The sequence below is a fragment of the Bradyrhizobium sp. BWA-3-5 genome (genome assembly GCF_032917985.1).
Classification (GTDB): Bacteria; Pseudomonadota; Alphaproteobacteria; order Rhizobiales; family Xanthobacteraceae; genus Bradyrhizobium.
Genome location: NZ_CP136626.1, coordinates 5572346 through 5591506 on the forward strand (window position 1 = coordinate 5572346; position 19161 = coordinate 5591506).

Sequence of the window (19161 nt, forward strand, 5' to 3'; positions counted from 1 at the left end):
AGATCATCAGAGCTCTGCTTCGCCAAAGCTTTCAATGGCTTAACAACCAGGGGAAACAATTCGATTCTCGCAACCGAAAACCTGCTCAGAGGATTCCATCAACTCGTCGAAAATCGGCGGACTGCCGTTGTACTCCACAGGCCGGCGAATGAACTCGCGCGACATTCCACTTCGCTCGGCCAGCTGCTTGACCGACCAGTTCAGAATGTCGCCGGCGGCCTCAGTTGCGTCCCGGTGAGCCTCGATGGGCCATTGTGCCGGCCAGAAAGTTTGTCGTGGTGCACATTCATCCAAATGCCGAACCATTCCCGAACGCTACGGCCAGATGCTGAGCGGCACGGCCGTGCACTGGTACCAGCGGAAAGCGCCATCTAGCTGTCGCCGCCGATGTTTCGACGTTGTAAGCCCGTCCCGTCTCGACCGAGACCGCACGTCTATGAGAGCCGCATCGCCGTCCTCTTCATGGACAGATCCATCTTTTCTTTGAAAATCACTTGATGGTCTTCGGTTAGGGACGCGGATTTTCACAGAAAGACGGCTATGAACGTGATGTCAGCGAGCCGGCTGCGACATCGGCGGGATCAATGCCGAGCGCTTTAACGGCATCGATCATCTGCAGCTGGCCTGCCCACTTCCTATGATCCCATCGACTCGAAACCGGAGCGCACGTTGCGCCTAAAGGGAGAGTCGGCCGATCCTGCGGCCTGCCATCGGCCAAGCCGCCGAGCTTTGACGGTCAGGTACGTGTTCTTGTTATTGATCGCGCCATCAGCGCTCACGGGCACCGCATATAGTGCACCGGAAGCCAATGATACTTGTAACCATTACCGCGACACCGCAGGCGGGTGACTCTCACCTTAGCGCCGCTCCGACTACGGACGTTCAATTCGTGACGCCTGTTTGCGTAAGACGTGTCGCGCCCCGGCCAACATGTCGTGGATCGAACAGCTTGGATCGGCACCCGCTTGATCAAAACACTCGTATTTCCAGAGCCGTAGCGATCTGCCGGCGTGAGCTGTGCCATTTAAGACGCTGGCACAAGCCTTGCTAAAAGCGAGCAGAACAACGACGTGCTTCGCGTCGCGCCGGCGGAATACATCTGTCTTAGTCTCGGAGTGGGACGCGGGGTCTTGGTTGAACACGACACTCGCAGTGTCGAATGACGACGACAACAATTGTCGTCTTTGAAGGATAAATTGCATGTCTGGTGTTGCTGGCGCTGTTCTGTTGCCGTCAAGTCGTTCACGGGAGACGGTTTATGATCGGCTTAAGCACATGCTTCCGAAACTTGCACTTCGCGGACAGGCGGGGTTTGGTCTCGCCGCTTTCATGCATGAAAAGCGCGTTCAATATACAAAGTCGTCTCAGCCGCCACGCGATCTAACAACGATCGACTACGATGAACAGTACGCCGATTTCAGGCCTCACGCAGCGATTGCACACATTCGTAGCCCGTCTAGCAGGGAACACGACGAGAACGACGTTCAGCCTGTTCACAACCATCAAGCCGGTTACCGCCATTTGGCGATTTCTTTAGACGGGGCTTTGGTCAATGCTGATGAGATTAGGAAAGAATTGCTCGCTCAAGGGCATAGCTTTGATGGCGAAACGGATGCCGAACTCTTGCTCAAGCTGATTGAGCGCACTTGTCAAGCTCATTATTGGCGGCATGGTCTGCCGGTGAATCACAAAACACTGTTTCGAGAGATCGATAACCGCATCGATGGTGCCGTCAGCGCACTCTTGTTGGATGGTGAGGGAAATCTCATTGCTTTCCGCAACAGATACGGTTTACGACCTTTGGAATTCATGCAAACCGACGATGGCTTTCTGCTTTTTGCTTCGGAAAACTGTGCCTTTTCCGGACTCCAAGGCAAGGCGGAGGAAATTTTACCGGGCCACATCAAGTATGTGAACGGAAGAACGGGAGAATGCCTTGATCGCTCTGTATGCGATGCTCGACATAACACCAGGCTGTGCGCCTACGAAACGCTTTACCTAGGGAGCCCCGACACATCAAAACGACAATCTCATCTCGAAACCCGTTACAATATCGGAGCGGCTCTTGGTAAACTTATCGCGCCGAGACTGACAGCTGAAGTGGGGACCGCCCCTATTATCGTTTCTTCCATGCCGCGAACCGGCGGGCCGTATGCTGATGGTCTTTTTGCATCATTGGTCGAGGATGGCGCCATCTTTCGACGTCAGGAAGTCATCGCCACGCAATTTTCTCAACGGACGCTTGTAGGCATCGTTGATAAGCGCATATCTCTTATTTCCAAAAAATACCGTGTCGCAGAGAAGGACGTCGCTGACAGCACCATAATCATGGTCGATGAAGCTCTCATTCGCGGCGACACAAGTCGGGCTGTCACGAACATGCTCCTTTCCGCCGGAGCCAAAGCTGTGCATTGGGCAATCGGTTCACCGCCTATAGTGGCGCCAAATTACTACGGCATGGGTATCGACACGATGGAGGAGTTGGCCTTCTGGCAAATATGGAAAACTTTGCAACCCGAACAGCGGAAGCAAAGCCTGCGCTTTCATAACATCGAACCGCAAATGCTCAGGGTCATCGAAAGCACAATTGCCGTATCCATCAACTCTGCGACTGTCACTTATCTACCCTTCCAAGTTCTCGTATCCTTGCTTCCGCAAGGGCATAATGGAATCGATTTGTCGCCGTTTACGTTCGAGATGCCAACCCCAGCGGGGCAAAAACGCGCGAACAAGAATTTGGACAAGTTAATCTCCGATCTTCCCTTCCCAGAATCAGCCGTTGCCTAAGGTCACATCATGAAACCGACTCTAGTATTCGATTGGAACGGCACGCTGCTCGACGATGCCGATGCGTTGCTGAAAACGATCAATGCCCTTTTAGGCCGCTTCGGTCGCGCCGAGATCGATATGCCAACTTTTCGGGAACAGTGCGAGCTCCCGCTTTCCGTCCTATACCGCAGTGTCGGAATGTCGGAAGGTGAAGCCGCAATCGTGGATAGCGATGGCAGCGCTATTTTTCACGATACCTACGAACCCTTGGCGAGCAAGGCTCATCTGCGCAAAGGCGCCCGCTGCATTTTGGAAACGGCACGTCAACAGGCGGTCTCAACGATCGTTCTCAGCAGCTATATAGTCGACCCTCTTCGTTCGCAAATCCGCAGGCTCGGAATCGACGATTGCGTCAACGACGTTCTCGCCTTCGAAAGCCGCGCCACTCAATTCAAAAGCATGAGCAAAGGCGAACGGCTTCGCCTGTATATGCAAGCAAATAATCTGAAGCCCGAGTCGACCTTCATCATCGGCGATATGCCGATTGAAACGGATATTGCGCGCGAGCTTGGGCTTATCAGCATATCCATTACCGGCGGGTTTGTTTCCGAGTCGCGTTTGCAGGCTGCGCAGCCGGATTACATCATTCATGACCATCATGAGGTGCTGCCAATTTTGCAAAGGCACGGCTTTCTTCGGAACGTATAGGACCATGGCTGAAACTCGGCTTTACTCCCACCCCCTACGGCGGCGGACAAAGAAGCGGCCTTATCGGCGCGGGAAGCACGGGAACTGGCACGGATCGGCTTGGGTGCCTATGAACGGGCTTCCGTTGCTGAATTGGAGCGGCATATAGATGCTGTCGTTTTGTCCTCGCCTTCGCGAGGTACTGCTTCAATGCACGCTGGCCGAACAGCCCCAAAGTACGGTTTTAACTTTATGGATACGAACACGCGATCCGCAATGTCACAATCAAGGACGACCTGGCTGTTTAGCGACGGAATAATGTCGATGTCGCAATCAGAGGCCGAATGCAGTGGCGTTGAGAAAGAGCCTTGCCTTGCATGGCTTCGCGGTATGGGCAAAACAGGGTGGAGGATGACCACGCAATCGTTGAAGGTCCCGAACGGTGCCGTATTCTCGGGGCAAGCTAATCCGCTCTTTCAAACCCGATTGGGCGATGTAGAGACGGAAATTCCGCAAGCGCAGCTCGATGCTCCCGAGATTACCCTGCATCGCCAGCATATGGGTCGTGATGAGTTCGATAGCGAAGGATTTGAGCGGCTTGATCTCAGCATAGTTGCGCCACTTCTTCCTAAGCGGATCAGCGTGCGGAAATCGCCGTCCTGGTTCTTGCGATCCCGGACGAAATTCATCTTGCAGGGAGCGCAGGTCTGGATTTTCGACCCGTCACGGATGTCAAATAGCCTGACCGGTTCTCGTCCTGGATCACCGGGACGATGTCGACGCTCAGCCCGTGCCGACAAAGGTCACGGTCGCAGCCTTGCGCTGGATCTCGAAATCTTCGGCCGACTTGTTGGGATACTGTTGATCAGCAGGTCGTAGATGGTGTTGTTCAGACTATCGAGCGTCTCCTTGTCGGCATCACGTCCAGAAATATAGAACACCACATCGACATCGCCGGGATCGACGCTCGTCTCTCGTAAGATGGTATATTTGGCGAAGGAGCCAGCTTTTACTACCCTTGTGATCTTGATCTCGGTCTTGTCGCGGACGGACTTGCACAGTTCGGCGATCGGGCGATCCACCTGTTCATGATATTCCTTCCGCTTGTCGTCAGGGAGGCGCAGGACATTGCTGTCGTAGTAGCGCAGTTCCGTATTTCTCAACGCCATCACCGCTTCCTTTCTCGTTCGGCGTCCACCCACCCGCAACCCGAATGGATGGCGGCGGTCGCCGGTCGCCTTGGCGGTTTAAAACACCGGAAGGCGAGCGCTACGAACGGGTGCATCATCACCATTAGCCCCAAGTTTTCGTATCGCCGTGCAGCTGAAAAAGATGACTGGATATTCTCCGGGAGAGCTCCCCGACTTGATCTGCGAGTTACAAGACAATCAAATTGCGTTGAGTGTTCGTAGCCTCCGAAAAAAGGGGCCACTCCGAAGGAGTGGCCCAAGTAAGGGAGGAAACGCCCTTGAGGGCCTCTGGGATCAGGCCGCAGCCTGTTCGATCGGTGAGAATGGCAAGCCGAGACTCTCGGCCACCGCCTTATAAGTCAGCCGCCCTCGATAGACATTGAGGCCTGCGCGCAGATGCGGATTTTCGAGGATGGCTGCAAATCCCTTGTTAGCGAGAGCCAAACCAAAAGGCAGAGTGGCGTTATTCAGCGCTTGGCTCGAGGTCAGCGGGACAGCTCCCGGCATATTGGCCACACAATAGTGAATGACGCCGTCTAGCTCGTAAGTTGGATCAGCGTGCGTCGTCGGACGCGATGTCTCGAAGCATCCGCCCTGGTCAATAGCTACATCCACGATGACGGAGCCTTTGCGCATCGAGCTCAACATGTTCCGACTGACGAGTTTCGGCGCACTGGCACCAGGAACTAGTACTGCGCCAATCACAACGTCCGCCGCAAATACTTCCTCCTCAACGGCTTCTATCGTGGAGAACCCAGTACGAACGCGCCCTTCGAAAAGTTCATCCAGCTCACGAAGCCGAGGAAGCGAACGGTCGAGGATGGTGACCTCGGCACCCAATCCCGCGGCCATCCGCGCCGCATGTGTACCGACAACGCCGCCTCCAATCACGACAATACGGGCCGGCTGGACACCCGGCACGCCGCCGATCAACAGCCCGCGCCCGCCCGTATACCGCTTCAGGGCCACACCGGCCGCTTCGACGGCAAGCCTGCCCGCGACCTCGCTCATCGGCGCAAGAAGCGGAAGCCCGCCATGCGCGTCAGTCACAGTTTCGTAGGCGATTGCTGTACAGCCGGACTTAATGAGCCCCTTGGCCTGCTCGGGGTCCGGGGCCAGATGAAGATAAGTGAAGAGGATCTGATTTTCTCGCAACTGGGTCCATTCGGACGGCTGCGGCTCCTTGACCTTTACGATCATCTCGCTCGACGCGAACACCTCGCGAGCAGAGTCCAGAATGGTTGCGCCAGCCGTGCGATAATTCTCATCTGTGGCACCTATACCAGCACCGGCATTGGTCTCGAGCAGTACGCTGTGGCCTGCGGCCACATATTCGCGGACTGCTCCAGGGGTCAGGCCCACCCGGTATTCGTGCGTCTTGATTTCCTTGGGAACGCCGACCTTCAATTGCAATCTCCTAACTTGGACAACCGCTCTTATAATGGAAAGAGCGATGCAAACCTGCGACGCGGGCGCCCAAGTAGCGCCGAAATTCAGCTATTCTTGATAGCATCACGCAGGATTCCATCGAAATGGCATTCCAGCGCCGAGCTCAGTGCCATCACTGTCGAATCGAATGGAATTGTTCAGCAACGCGATCGAGCACCTTCAGCGCGCGCTGGAAGATAAGGGCGTATCTAGAGCGATGCATTACCTGAACCCGTTCGACTTCCGTGCTGGTTAGAGTCATGCTGGGCAGTCAAAGTAACGAGGCACGGAACTGTTCAGAACCGGCATCGTTAAATGCCTTCAGTGAAGCGCTGCTTTCTGATGCCAGTAAGCACTGCATATTTCCTCCAGATGGATTTAGAGGCCGCGCGAGCCGCGCTGAGCGTGCAGCCCATCGGGTGATGGCGCTCTACAGGTTAGAATGCTCGTCGCTTGGGTGTTTGGGTAGGGCGAACGCAAGGCGCGTCGCGCTCGTGCTGCCCACGGGAGAGCCATGCGCTCACAGCGTACAGTGCGCCGAACACAGCGAAGAAGATCGACAGCAAAATGAACAGTAGCATCGGCGGCACACTTAGTTTCGCTTCGGGAATGCTGGTCGGACACCACGAGGCCCGATTCGTTAGCTTTGCCACTCTCTACACCCTGACGTTACGTGAGATTCAAGCCCCTCGAACAGATTCAAGCGAAGCGCCTGCAGAAGCTGATGTTTTTGATTTCGGCACGTTGCTTGCCTATTCAGGCAGCATCACCAATGCGCCCGTGAGGTAGGGGTGACTCCGCGCGCCCTGGCCACGGTCGGGTCGCTCCGCCCAACTTTCTGCGGCCAATCCGTAGCAGGTGCAATATGAAACCACACGTTTGGGCAGCGGCGGTCGCGTTGGCTCATAGTCTCGGTCGTCTTATCGTCCGAGTGTAAACTCGAAAGGCGTGTGTATTGCGGAATCGGCTTGTTCCGCAACGTAGTCAGCCGATACAACAACATCAGCTACTGCTACGTCCTGGCGGGTTGCCTAATCTGTACCATCACGGTGAAAAGTCGGACCTAATACTCGAACCGAATGGCTTGGGAGTACAGGTGCTTTGTCCACGACACGTCATTCTACTTCTCAGCAACACTAACGCGAGGCGAAGCCCACATTTTCGCATACAGCCTTTCACCGTGGATTGCAGATGGCCTGCCCCCTTCCTACGTGAATGGCTGAGTATTGACGTTAGCAAGCCTCTGGCATTCGATGAAAATCTATCAAGCATTCCACCTGATAGGGCGTTCCATCAACTGGCGAGTAGTCCTGCGGATCACCGCGATTCCAGCCTTCGCGTGGCTATTCATGCAGCTAGCCCAGATCTCGAGCGCCCCTCGACCGGCACGAGCCGGCGCTCCGCCAAGCGGAGCTGCCGCCAATCCGGCCACGCCCGATGACCTGGATACGGAATACAAGTCAGTTAACGCTCGCTCACTCCCGGCCGGGCATTGTCGCGTCACGGATTCGGAGCTCAGCAACGTTCGGCTGGGCTCAAACTACGCAGACGTTGTTTACCTGTTCGGCTGCGCAGGCACCATCACGTCACGTGAGACCGTCCAAGGAATTACGTTTCACGTGCTTGCTTGGAATGACGGGCAATTCTTAGCGTTATTCGTTAATGGAAAGCTCTCGATCGCATCGCAGTCCGCTCTTCGGTAGACGATTCGAAGCTTTCACAAGTTTGGCGAGCGCGTTTGCTCTTTTGCATCGCGGCCTTACACATGCGACGTCAATCTCTTGAGGCGTACGACACCAGAAGCGACGATTTGTTTGTTTGGAGACAATCCCAACAATCTAACCTCACGAGCGTCGCTGTTGTCGAGCTGGGGACCACAATGGGAACGTCTGTACCGCACGCGGATTGCCGGCCTGATGCACGTGCGCGAACTGCCGCGCCCTCTCAAAGCAATGCATGTCCCCCTCAGCGGCGGCACCTCACGTTCTACGACATGAAGATCCAGACGTCGCAGGTAGTGACGTCTAATTGCCATTCTTGCTGAGCAGAGGTGAAGGATACGACTGTCCTTTCGCGGAGTGACGATCCGCAGAGTGATACCACCGAAACGCATGCTTGGCGACGCGCCTACAACAATGCCAGATTGCGCGAAGAACTAAATGGGCTTGAAAGCGAACGCAGTCATCTCAGCTTCACCAAACGTCCGTATTAGCTTCCTCGGTCCATCCGAGAGTGCTTTCAACAGACTTACGGACGCCAGGCGCACTCTAACCAATCGACGACGCCTGTCTGGCCGGAGTACTTGTATGGTGGATTGTTTGAGGCCGTGCTTTGGTCTTCCAAAAAGCGGGCCGATCGACGTACCCACTTTTGATCGGGCGAGTTGTGTATTCGCTCGATGTTACGCTGGAGTTCTTAACATGGAGCAGACTTCACCCGAGCGATACCAGGCCTCTGACAGCCTCGTGAGCGCCGCATTCGACAAGTCATGGCGCTTTGTCGAGACCGATCCATTGCTTGTGCATAATGCAAAGGAATTGCTGCGCAATCGGCTACGAACCTATCTGGCACTCTCACGCAGAAACGGCGAGCAGGACATATTGCATCTTGCAAATAGCGCGATTTGGAAGCTGCGCGCCGAACTAGGACGGCCTTCAGACCTGTAGTATCCACCGCGCCTCGGCTGAGCGAAGGGAGCCTACCTTTCGCGCAGTACTCTAGTACGCTTTGGCCCCGTGTAGGCCAACTGGGCACGAAGCAATCCATCATCGGGAGAACACAGCTTCGCTCTTTCATCGGACGGTGCCCTGCTCATGGCAGTAGTTGCGCGTTTCCCGTAGTTAGACAAATGGTAAGCCTCCGAGGAGAACCGAGGAGAGCCGCCTTGCGGCGGGCTGACCTGATGGTTGAGAACTGTACGTATGGACAGCCATACGATCAGCGCGCTGAATCGACTTGAAGTGGTGGAGACGGGCCGGCGACGGCGTTGGTCTGAGGAGGAGAAGGCGCGGATTGTTTTGGAAAGCATGTCCGAGCCGCGTTTGGTTGCGGCGACGGCGCGGCGATATGGCCTGTCGCGTTCTCTGCTGGTGACCTGGCGAAGAGCCTTCGCAGCGAACCGGACCAAATCCGAGGCTCGCCTTGTCATGGTAGTTGTGGCCGAGGATGGGCCTGTGGCGTCGGCGGCGGATTCATCGCGTAGTACGACAGCACATTCGACCGAGCGTCGGATTGAGATCGAGCTGACCGGCGGGCGGCGCGTCATTGTCGATGCGAGCGTCGACGTTGAGGCGCTTCGCCGGATCATCGAGGCTCTGGATCCGCGATGATTCCGATCCCTACGGGAGTTCGGGTGTGGCTGGCGACAGGTCACACCGACATGCGCAAAGGCTTCGCCTCTTTGTCGTTGCAGGTGCAAGAGGTGCTGCGCCGCGATCCGCTGAGCGGACATTTGTTTTGCTTCCGTGGACGCCGGGGCGATTTATTGAAGGTGATCTGGCATGATGGCCAGGGAGCGTGCCTGTTTACGAAGAAGTTGGAGAGAGGTCGTTTTATATGGTCGTCGCTGGCTGACGGCGTTGTGTCGATCTCGCAGGCGCAGATGAGCTACCTCTTGTCCGGAATCGATTGGCGCAATCCACAGGAGTCCTGGCGTCCCACGAGCGTGGGCTGAAAGTTTGTCGTTTGAATCTGGCGGCGAATATGATTCCATCTGGTCATGGACTCCGCCGCTGACGGACTGCCGCCCGATCTTGCCGCCGCGCACGCCATGATCCTGACCGAGCGCGCCGCCAGGCTTGCAGCGGAAGCCAAGCTTGCTGAAGCGGCCAATGCCCAGGCGAAGCAATCGAGCACTGAAGCGCTGATCGCCCACCTCAAGCTCGAGATCGAGAAGCTGCGGCGGACGCTTTATGGCGCGCGCTCGGAGCGGTCGGCGCGACTGCTCGACTAGCTAGAGTTGGAGCTTGAAGAGCTCGAGGCGGCTGCGACCGAGGATGAACTCGCCGCCGAGAAAGGCCGGGAAGACGCAGACGGTGCGTTCGTTTGAGCGCAAGCGGCCCGTTCGCCAACCCTTCCCCGACGACATCGAGCGAGAGCGCGTGGTCCTGCCGGCTCCGACGCAATGTCCCTGCTGCGGGTCGGCGCGGCTGTCGAAGCTTGGCGAAAGCGTGACCTCGACGCTGGAGGAGATCCCACGACGGTTCAAAGTGATCGAGACGGTGCGGCAGAAGTTCAGTTGCCGAGACTGCGAGGCGATTACGCAGCCGCCGGCGCCGTTCCATGCGACGCCACGGGGCTATATCGGACCCCAGCTTCTGGCAACGATCCTGTTCGACAAATTTGGCCAGCATCAGCCGTTAAACCGACAGAGCCAGCGCTTTAAATGCGAAGGGATCGACCTGTCGGTCTCGACCCTGGCGGACCAGGTGGGCGCCGGAGCCTTTGCGGTTAGGCCGATTTTTGAACTAATCGAAGCCTATGTGCTCTCCGCCGACAGGCTCCATGGCGACGACACCAAGATCCCGATCCTGGCGAAGGGGAGGACGGACACTAGCCGGATTTGGACCTATGTCCGCGACGATCGGCCATTTGGCGGGCAAGGTCCGCCGGCGGCGCTGTTTTGCGCCTCGCGCGATCGGCGCGGCGAACATCCGGCGCGGCATCTTCAGAACTTCGCCGGCATCCTTCAAGCCGATGCCTATAGCGGGTTCAATGCTCTCTTCGATCCGGGCGCAAGGCGTCGCCGGCCACGCCTGCCTTCTGCTGGGCGCACGGCCGGAGGGCGTTCTTCGAACTGGCGGATATCGCCCAGAACGCGCGCCGTGGACGGTCGGCAGCGGCGATCTCGCCCCTGGCGCTGGAAGCGGTCCGTCGGATTGACCAGCTGTTTGAGATCGAGCGTGATATCTATGGGCTGAGCGCCGAGGAGCGGCTGCGGGTCCGCCAGGTGAGAAGCGCGCCGCTGCTGACCGATTTTGAGGCTTGGCTGCGGGCGGAATCTGCCCGGCTCTCGCGTTCGTCCAACGTCATCAAGCCGATTGACTATCTGCTCAACCGGTGGGATGGCTTTGCCCGCTTTGCCCATGATGGAAGGATTTGCCTGACCAACAATGCCGCAGAGCGAGCGCTGCGCGGTTTTGCGATGCCTGATTCATTGTGCATTCCTTCTTCAAGTGTCTGTAAACATTGGAATCGTGTCGGTGTCGTCGACGCGATACGGGCGACCTTTTCGGGCCACCGCAGATTTGACCGATTCCGACGCCAAGTCGTCGGCGCGAATCTGGTACGGCGCGCCGGGCACAACCTGCACCGCCGGCAGTACGCCGGATTTGATCAGACGGCGTATCATATGACTTGTGACGCGCAACGCCGCGGCCGCTTCGGTCAAGGTCAGCCATTCGCCATCCTTTTCCGCAGATCGGTAGGCATGGATACCGCGCACGCGGCGAACTGAAGAGACGCGATGCGCCGTCCAGGTCTTGCCCTGACCGGTAGGCAGGCCCATCCGATTAAGCGACGCGGCGATATGCTCGTCTGACCAGCGACCGGCCATGCTGCGCATGACCGCCAGCGCATCTTCGGTCGTCGCGCAGCCATGTTCTCCGGTTCGCGGTTTGCGCACGCGCAGCTCGGAGTGCTGGCCGCCGCGCCAGTGAATCGTAAGCACGACGTCACGCGCTTCTTCGTCGACATCGACGATGATGTCGACGAAAGCCCGCAGCAATTGTTGGCGTGCACGCATCGTGACGCCCGGCGCATTCCAAGCCTCAGAGAGGTTCTCTGCCAAATTGGCAAAAGCATTCGGATACACTCCGATCTCCGCTTGCTTTGCGGCCGGCCGGCGCTCCTCCAGATCGCGAACGCGGCGGAGCGCGATCTCCCAATTCTTCTCGAGCTGTGCCGCGATCAGACGATTGTCAGGATCACAGGCGGCATAGCGGCGCTCGGCCAAGCTTGCCTCGTAGCGCGCCTGCTGCAGTTCCAGATCCAGGATTCTCTGTTAGTCTTCCTCTTGTTCCCGATGCATCCGTTCCGCCCTGAACGCGGCTTCGATCGCCATTGGTTCGACAGCCCGGAGCAGTTCCCTCGCGATCGCGGAATCGACCCGCGGACCGCCGAAGGTCATGCACCGAGGCAAGCCCATCATAAGGTTTGGCTTGTCACAGCGATAGACCGGCCGACTTTGCGGATTGCCCGTATAGGCGACGCTGAGCCGTCGTCCGGATCGTCCGCAGGTCATGATGCCTGAGAGAAGCGCTCTTCCGCCTCGCCCGGTCTTGACGCCTCCGGCACGGCCGTAGTTGTTGAGGGCGAGCTGCTTCTGATTGCGCTCGAACTCGTCCCAGGTGACGTAGCCTTCGTGATGATCCTTGATCATCACTTCCCACGTCCCAAAGGGTTTGCTGTGCCCGTCGCTTCGCCGTGCCCTCCCATCGACGATGGCGGTGCGCTTCTCGCTTTTTCCGTAAACATAGACTCCTGCGTAGAACGGATTCTTGAGAACCGCGATGACGTTGCGATAACAAATCGGCACCCATTCGAAGCTGGTCATGCACCCTTCATCGGAGGGTCTTGGGAAATGGATTTGATCGGTCTTCATCGAAAGCAACACCTGGCGCGCGCTGCCAAGCTGGTGGAAGCGCGTGAAGATCAGTCGGATCACTTCTTGGTGGCGGAGGTTGGGATCAAGGCCAAGTCCGACTTCGCGATGCCAGACATAGCCGAACGGAACTGACAGTCGCAGCTCACCACGGCTCGCCTTCGAGCCGGCGGCGTCCAGCATTCGCGCTCGGAGTACGCCCAGTTCGAACTCGCTGATGCTGCCCTTCATGCCCAGAAGCAAGCGATCATTGGGCCGGCGGGGATTGTAGACGCCGTCGAGATCTATGACGCGGGCTTCGACAAGCCCGCACAGCTCAAGCAGGTGATGCCAATCGCGACCGTTGCGCGCAAGCCGCGACGCGTCGAAGCACAAGACCGCACCGACCTTGCCGGCGCAGAGCCATGCAACTAGGCGATCGAACCCAGGCCGCGCCACCGTTCCGCTTGCCGATCGGCCGAGATCGTCATCGATGATTTCCACGTCGACAAATCCGCGCTGGCGGGCAACGTCGACCAGATCATATTGGCGACGCTGGCTCTCGAGATTGGTCATGACCTGGGATTGCGTCGACTGGCGCACATATACGACCGCCTTGCGTTTAAGAACGGCCGCAGGAATCAGCTCAGAGCTTGTCATCTTCAAGCTCCTCGACGTTGAGGCCGGCCGCCTGCATCAGCATCTGAGCCAGTATCAATACAACTCTGTTCCGCTCCGTGGGACTCATCCCTTCCGATCTTTTGGCGTCGAACAGCAGGTTCATCTGCCAACTCGCTATTGTCGACGGCAGCTTGGGATACGTCATGGCATTTCTCCTGAACGATTCCGGCATTGCCCCAGGAGTGTGCCGTGTTGGCGGCGCCTATCAACAGCCGCTTCAGTTCAACAAGTGCCGCGAGGTCCACGCACGGCGTGCCCATGGACATCCCGGCGCAAATGACGGGATCGAGCATCCAGTCGGCGATGGTAACGACCACGCCCGCCGACCCCTAACGCTCAGAAATCGACCGGTTGCTCGCTGCGCTATGCGCCGGATGCCGACCTTGCAGCTGAAATAGGGATGCCAGCGGTATTGAACTTCCAACTCCTGCCCGACATGGGCAGAATGAACGGGTGATGGCTCTTGGAAGAAAGGCATGGTTGTTCGCCGGCTCGGATCGCGGTGCCGAGCGGGCCGCCGTGATGGCTACGCTCATCATGACGGCGCGTCTCAACAACATCGACCCGAAAGCCTGGCTCGCCGACGTCTTTGCGCGCATCGCCGACATGCCGCAAAGCCGGCTGCACGAGTTGCTGCCGTGGAATTGGACGCCTCCCACGTCGACGTCCTCCGCTCAGGCGGCGTAGCCGTGCACGTCAACAAAGTTCATTCCGTCTTCAAAATCGGTCGCGTCGCAAAGGACCTCGGCGAAGACGGAGGACTGGCTCTGGGACGTGGCCAACGGAATGGACCCGGAGGACGGCGTCATTTGGGTTTACGGCATAGGTGACGAAGGCGTCATGGCGTTCACCGACTTCGGCATCGAAAATCTGATGGAGCTCGTCAGGATACACAAGGAAAACCCCGAACCCCTCAAGCGGTGAAATCGGGAATCCACTCCGCGGCCTAGCTCGGATGGATACTGTCAAACGGGAGAAGGCCCGCCAGCAACGAAAGCCCGACGGAGCTGTCGCCGTTCACGGCAGTCACAGAGTCACTTTCACATACTCGAAGCCAGTGATGAACTGGTTCTTGTTCGGCTCAAGCTCACCGCGCGCCAAATCAGACGCCATCAGTTCGACGCAACTTGACCGAGGCGCGCTGGGCCTTCTGGAGGACCGGGTTTGAAGTATTCGAACGAGGTGACCTCAAAAAGGGATTGATTCGCACGCTACGTCAGATTGTACTAGTGGCGATCGGCGTCCGGACGTCACCGTACCCGAATATGTACGAACTGAGGAAAGTATAATGATTCAAAAAGCGTGCGCTGCTGGGTCTTGGAACAACAGAACGCGTTCCTGGAGAACAGCCCTTTTTGTTGCTCTGATCGCGGCGGCAGCTGCATTCACGGAACGGGTGAGTGCGGGGGAATTGATGGTGTGCTACGACGACGGTGAAGAAGAAGTGTGCCTAATCGACCCCGATCCGGGATGGGACTGAGCCAGCGCAACGAGCTCGCCTCGGCGCGGGGTCGAGGCGAGCTTATTACAACAGGTGAGCCAACAACTACCAACGCCGGCTGTTCCCTACTAATGCCCATTCAAAACGAAGTGCAAGGACCAAGTGATCCAGCAAACTGACCGACGTGATCAATGACAATGCCGCGGCACCCAGCTCTGTGAAAGGAGATTAGTGACGCGAGGAGCATGGAATAATTACAGGTTTGGTGCACGAGAAGCAAAGACAAATGCGGCATAGCTTCGAAAACTGATCAGACACGTTGCCGGCTCGGAAGCGGCGTGCCCGCTTTTCGGAAGAGCAGATCATGAAGAGCAGATCATAGGGATTCAGGGAGCAACACGAGGCCGGCGTATCGGCTCCCAAGTTATGCCTGAAGCGGCGTTAAAAGGGGCCGGCATCTACAAACGGAAAGCCGTGTTCGGCGAGCTGGAGGCTCGGAGGTCAACGGCTGAAGGTTGGGTGGAGACGATGTGGCTTAATCGCCTTATGGCCGACGCATACTGACAATGCAGCGTTGAAGGACCCGTTAGGAACAAATGGAGACGCAAGCGGCCAAGCGCAAGCTTTCGCTCATGTGAACTGGTTTTGCTTGGTGATGCGGCAACAGCCTATAGCGTTGCGCGCCCGCCGTCTGCTCGTCCCGAGGTAGTCCAGCTTAACGGTGAGTGCGGCGGCGCGCCGGCCGCACTTAACCTCATCCCGGACGCGACAAACCCGTCAACGCCGCAACGAAGTACGCCGCAAGAGCTGCAGGAGTAGATCTGGAAGTCCAGTACCACGAGGAAGGAGCCGTCAAGTTTAATGCGTTCTCACGAAGGTGCGACTGGTCGGACTGAATGAAGGCCATTTCTAGGTCGACGAACACGATGCCGCTAAACCCGGTTCTGACTGAGCATTCGTAGACGCCACTCTTTGCCTGCTTGTTTGATACCGACAACGAAACCTCATCCAACGTAGTTGGCCGATTTTCGGTTAGAGATAAAATGTCGGCAGTGGACCTGGACTTCGCATCATATGGACAGCTGCAACGAAATCTTAGTGCTCGCGAAGATCCTATTCGGCGTTGACATCTCCATATCCACAACGCACATCGATGCACATCGATCTTCATAAATGTACCGCACGCGCCAGAGCGGCCCTATGTCCGGTGTGAATCTGAAATCGCCAGAGTCAAGCGCTCTCGCGATCATTCGGACCGCATCACTGTTGCTTATCGGCAAGGAGAACGCTGCATCGATAAGTACCGCCAAGCTCATGCCGTCTGCAAGTAACGTGCGTGCAATGTTGTCGCCGTGAACGCGCCGCAAAGTTGAGACGATTGCCGCTACGGCATCTGGATCTTTCAAAGGCACTCTGCGCTAGCCTTGTTTGAGCCACGCACATCCTCGGGGTTCCGGCGCTAGATAAACGATACCTAAAGGGGATCTGGTTCGCTCGCAGCTGCGCCCTTCCCGTCTTTGCGATAATTGTTGTCGGTTGCGCCAACTTCCGGCGGAGCCCTTTGTTTCGACTATCACCCTGTGGCCGGCTACCACATTTTCGCGGACAGCTCCAGCCGCAAGGCCCACATCGAATTCGTGCGGCATGACTTCCTCGGGAACACCGACCTTCATCGCAATCTCCTCAACTTGGGCACTTTTACAATTGGAAGCGCAGTGCAAACTTGCAAAGCAGACGGCGAAATGGCGTACAGATCCAGCGATTTTGAACCTATTACGCACACTACAGACAAATCGCCGCCGATGGATCGATGTGACAATCCCTCTTCAAGCTCAGCGCGAGTATCAGCCAGATCTCGGTCGAATGGCACTATCGCATGATCGCGCTTGCGTTAGCCGTGTTCACGCTGCTCTTCGGCATCAACCACTTATACCACGAGCCATTCAGCGTGCGCCCCCGTACATCGAGTGACATCGCGGACAGCAGAACGAACAGCCGCACATTACCGAGCCAGCGATGGATCGCGCGAAGCTTTTTCGCGCACGACATCCAAGCCCTGAGCTCCCAAGAATGCGGACGAGCTTCCCTGAAGTGCGGAAGAAGCCACCGGCGAAGTCATTTAGCTCTCCATCAAGCGAGGACTTAAGCGACTGCCCTGCGGATGATGGACTTCCGACCTCATCCGCAATGCTGTGCTCGATTCTAGATTGGGTCATACCTTTGCCGAGTATTTGTTTAGTTTGGTTTCAAGCATGCGATAGTGATCGGCCTCCTTGGATCCCGACGCGCATTCTACAACCGCGCCAGGGCGACGATCTCCTCCAAACAGTTAATCGAATGACAAGGCCTTGACCCACCCTGGACCGCTGGGTTCGATGCACCAGATCGTTCTTGTAGCCCATCTTCATCACGGCACCGATTTCGAGATCCCAGAAGGTGGCTGGTTCGCAGCAAAGCCCGTCCTGCGCCTTTCACGTGCGGAAAATCCGGTGAGATCCGCCTTGGGATCGCGCGGCAAACCCACAAAAAACCCTCGTCAGCATCACTGGCACCGTCCGATCCCGCATTCGCGGTTCCGGCGATAGTGCTCGCCATTTCGTGCACGTATCTTGTGGCCGATCCGGCCATTGCCGTTAACGTTTCTGCGAGCAGTTCGACTTGTCGATGCCACCCTCGCCAAAGATCATGCTTTGTCTCGCCTGAAGGCATGTTGCTCTCCTTCCGATTGTCAACGCTTTTTCCGCGCGCTCGTTGCTCTCTCTCAGAAATGGACACACGGGTTTAAGGAGAGCATCGCTCGTCCTGCGCGTCTGAATGCCCTCGCCTCTCTCAGTGTTGCTGCCTCTCAAAAGCAACAGCCATGCCATCCGCGTTCAAACAGCTTGGTCTCCGATTCTCTTTAAAATTTCTGCCCGGCGAGCGTTGGCGGTGTTCTGAACCCGACAGCCGTGTATTGCTGTCAGAAAGCGGACAAGCATCCGCAGTGTTGGCGTGCGAAAGACTACTGCTTCGCGGCGATTGTCGCGGCCGCTGGAAGACTCGAAATCGCTAATCTAATTGAAACGTCTGGGTCCCAACTTTGCGTCCGGCGTACTTGTCTCGTGTTCTTTGAGCTCGACGCGTCATGCGCGCCGCATCTCGCGGTGACGGCGCCTTCGGAAGGAAGGTGAAATCATGGCCCACTCCCATCGCCATTCACCAAAGCGTAGTGCTCCACAGCCTTCATGGTATCAATAGAGAGCACTGCGAGGGCCGTTAGGCGTGATCTTATGCGGCGCGTTGGCTCTGATTTGATACCGCGGCCCAAATTTTGATAGCGCATTCTTTCTGCCACTGGCCCGTGAACTAGAGCTGCTTTACCTCGCGCAAGGTGTGCAGAGTTATTTCCGGCGGGCAGTTTAACCGCACTGGCAGAAGGCTCGTGCCAGCGCCTACAGAGGTATATCCGACCATCGAGCCATAGCGCCATGGTCCAGCGCCCATGAATCTAGGTAAGGCCGCCTCCAGCTTGATCGGAATTCCGCCGGGTAGGCAAAGCTGACCTCCGTGGGTGTGTCCGCATAACATGAGATCGAATCTGGCGCTCATCGCTATATCGTAAACTTCCGGCGTATGCGCCAACAAAATCGAAAATGCATCTGAAGGAATCTGCGACGCGGCTTTCTCAATGTCGTCTGCCCGATAGAAATGCGGATCGTCAACGCCGGCCAAGAAAATACGCTGTCCATCGCGAACAATCGGTTCGCACTCGTTGAATAGCATGCAGATTCCCATGGCTTCCATTGCAGGGGCCATACGGATGCTGTCGTGGTTACCAAGCACCCCATAAATTCGCCCATTCAATTGGGCCTGCAGTTCATCGATGATTTCTAGACATTTTTCGAATGGACCATATGTTTTGCCGCGATAGTCGCCGGTTAAGACGCAAATGTCGTATTGAAGGCGGCCGACCACGCTAACCAGATGCCGCATCGCGCCTACACTTACGTCGGCATGCAGATCGCTAATGTGAAGGATAGTGAAATTGTGAAATGCCGAGGGAAGATTCGCGAAAGCCACGCTGTGTTTTTTGACAAGGACGTGGTCAGCGTTTCGACGCGCACGGCCATAAAGTCCAGTCAGCTTAAGCGCAGTTCTGATAATCCAAGGTGCTGAGTACCAGTTTTCAAGGTTGAAAAAGATCAGTCCCTGGCCAAACAGCTGGGCCTCGCGCTCGACTTCGGTTTTCAGTCGCCGCTCAACATGTTCTGAGCCAATTCGCTCGATCAGGTCTTGCAGAGATGTTCCGGCGGCAAAGTTCGAAAGAGGATCCAAGTTCTAATCTCGCCATTGGGAGGCCGTTCCAAACAAAAGCATGAATGGCATGATTGGTCCAGTCGGCACCG

The 19161-nt window shown here is 56.9% G+C and carries 10 protein-coding genes and 4 pseudogenes; 9 read left to right on the top strand and 5 right to left on the bottom strand.

What is annotated here, in order from left to right; genetic code table 11:
* Nucleotides 1-1200 precede the first annotated feature (1200 nt).
* Complete coding sequence (locus RX331_RS26855; protein ID WP_317252651.1) at nucleotides 1201-2787, top strand: hypothetical protein; 1587 nt, start codon at nucleotides 1201-1203, stop codon at nucleotides 2785-2787.
* Nucleotides 2788-2796: 9 nt separating this feature from the next.
* Complete coding sequence (locus tag RX331_RS26860) at nucleotides 2797-3477, top strand: HAD family hydrolase (protein WP_317252652.1); 681 nt, start codon at nucleotides 2797-2799, stop codon at nucleotides 3475-3477.
* A gap of 782 nt (nucleotides 3478-4259) precedes the next feature.
* On the opposite strand, the gene RX331_RS26865 is transcribed toward RX331_RS26860, so the two are convergent.
* Nucleotides 4260-4625, bottom strand: coding sequence for a hypothetical protein (locus RX331_RS26865; protein ID WP_317252653.1), 366 nt, complete (start codon nucleotides 4623-4625; stop codon nucleotides 4260-4262).
* Between the two features lie 315 nt (nucleotides 4626-4940).
* Complete coding sequence (gene ald / locus RX331_RS26870) at nucleotides 4941-6053, bottom strand: alanine dehydrogenase (protein WP_317252654.1); 1113 nt, start codon at nucleotides 6051-6053, stop codon at nucleotides 4941-4943.
* A 588-nt stretch (nucleotides 6054-6641) separates the two neighbouring features.
* Here ald and RX331_RS26875 point away from each other — a divergent pair.
* From RX331_RS26875 to tnpC, 5 genes and pseudogenes are all read left to right on the top strand, one after another.
* On the top strand, nucleotides 6642-6863 hold the full coding sequence (locus RX331_RS26875; protein ID WP_317252655.1) for a hypothetical protein: 222 nt from the start codon (nucleotides 6642-6644) through the stop codon (nucleotides 6861-6863).
* Nucleotides 6864-8494: 1631 nt separating this feature from the next.
* Nucleotides 8495-8740: a hypothetical protein gene (locus RX331_RS26880; protein ID WP_317252656.1), complete on the top strand. Its 246-nt coding sequence runs from the start codon at nucleotides 8495-8497 to the stop codon at nucleotides 8738-8740.
* 255 nt (nucleotides 8741-8995) lie between these two features.
* Nucleotides 8996-9403: an IS66-like element accessory protein TnpA gene (tnpA, locus tag RX331_RS26885; RefSeq protein ID WP_317252657.1), complete on the top strand. Its 408-nt coding sequence runs from the start codon at nucleotides 8996-8998 to the stop codon at nucleotides 9401-9403.
* Nucleotides 9400-9747 (top strand): IS66 family insertion sequence element accessory protein TnpB, encoded by a 348-nt coding sequence (gene tnpB, locus RX331_RS26890; protein WP_317252658.1) that lies wholly within the window; start codon nucleotides 9400-9402, stop codon nucleotides 9745-9747. Before tnpA ends, tnpB begins: the two co-directional genes overlap by 4 nt.
* Before the next feature lie 45 nt (nucleotides 9748-9792).
* A pseudogene (gene tnpC, locus RX331_RS26895) lies at nucleotides 9793-11220 on the top strand (IS66 family transposase); the annotation flags it as partial.
* 24 nt (nucleotides 11221-11244) lie between these two features.
* On the opposite strand, the pseudogene RX331_RS26900 reads toward tnpC, so the two are convergent.
* Both RX331_RS26900 and RX331_RS26905 read right to left on the bottom strand, forming a co-directional pair.
* Nucleotides 11245-13314 (bottom strand): annotated as a pseudogene (locus RX331_RS26900) (recombinase family protein).
* Nucleotides 13301-13480: a hypothetical protein gene (locus RX331_RS26905; protein WP_317252659.1), complete on the bottom strand. Its 180-nt coding sequence runs from the start codon at nucleotides 13478-13480 to the stop codon at nucleotides 13301-13303. The pseudogene RX331_RS26900 and the gene RX331_RS26905 overlap by 14 nt, the downstream one beginning before the upstream one ends.
* Nucleotides 13481-13785: 305 nt before the next feature.
* On the opposite strand from RX331_RS26905, the pseudogene RX331_RS26910 reads away from it, so the two are divergent.
* Both RX331_RS26910 and RX331_RS39055 read left to right on the top strand, forming a co-directional pair.
* Nucleotides 13786-14022 (top strand): annotated as a pseudogene (locus tag RX331_RS26910) (transposase domain-containing protein); the annotation flags it as partial.
* A 2-nt stretch (nucleotides 14023-14024) separates the two neighbouring features.
* Nucleotides 14025-14259 (top strand): annotated as a pseudogene (locus RX331_RS39055) (hypothetical protein).
* A gap of 3862 nt (nucleotides 14260-18121) precedes the next feature.
* Here RX331_RS39055 and RX331_RS26920 read toward each other — a convergent pair.
* Nucleotides 18122-19090, bottom strand: a complete 969-nt coding sequence (locus RX331_RS26920; protein WP_317252661.1) for a metallophosphoesterase — start codon at nucleotides 19088-19090, stop codon at nucleotides 18122-18124.
* Nucleotides 19091-19161: the final 71 nt, after the last annotated feature.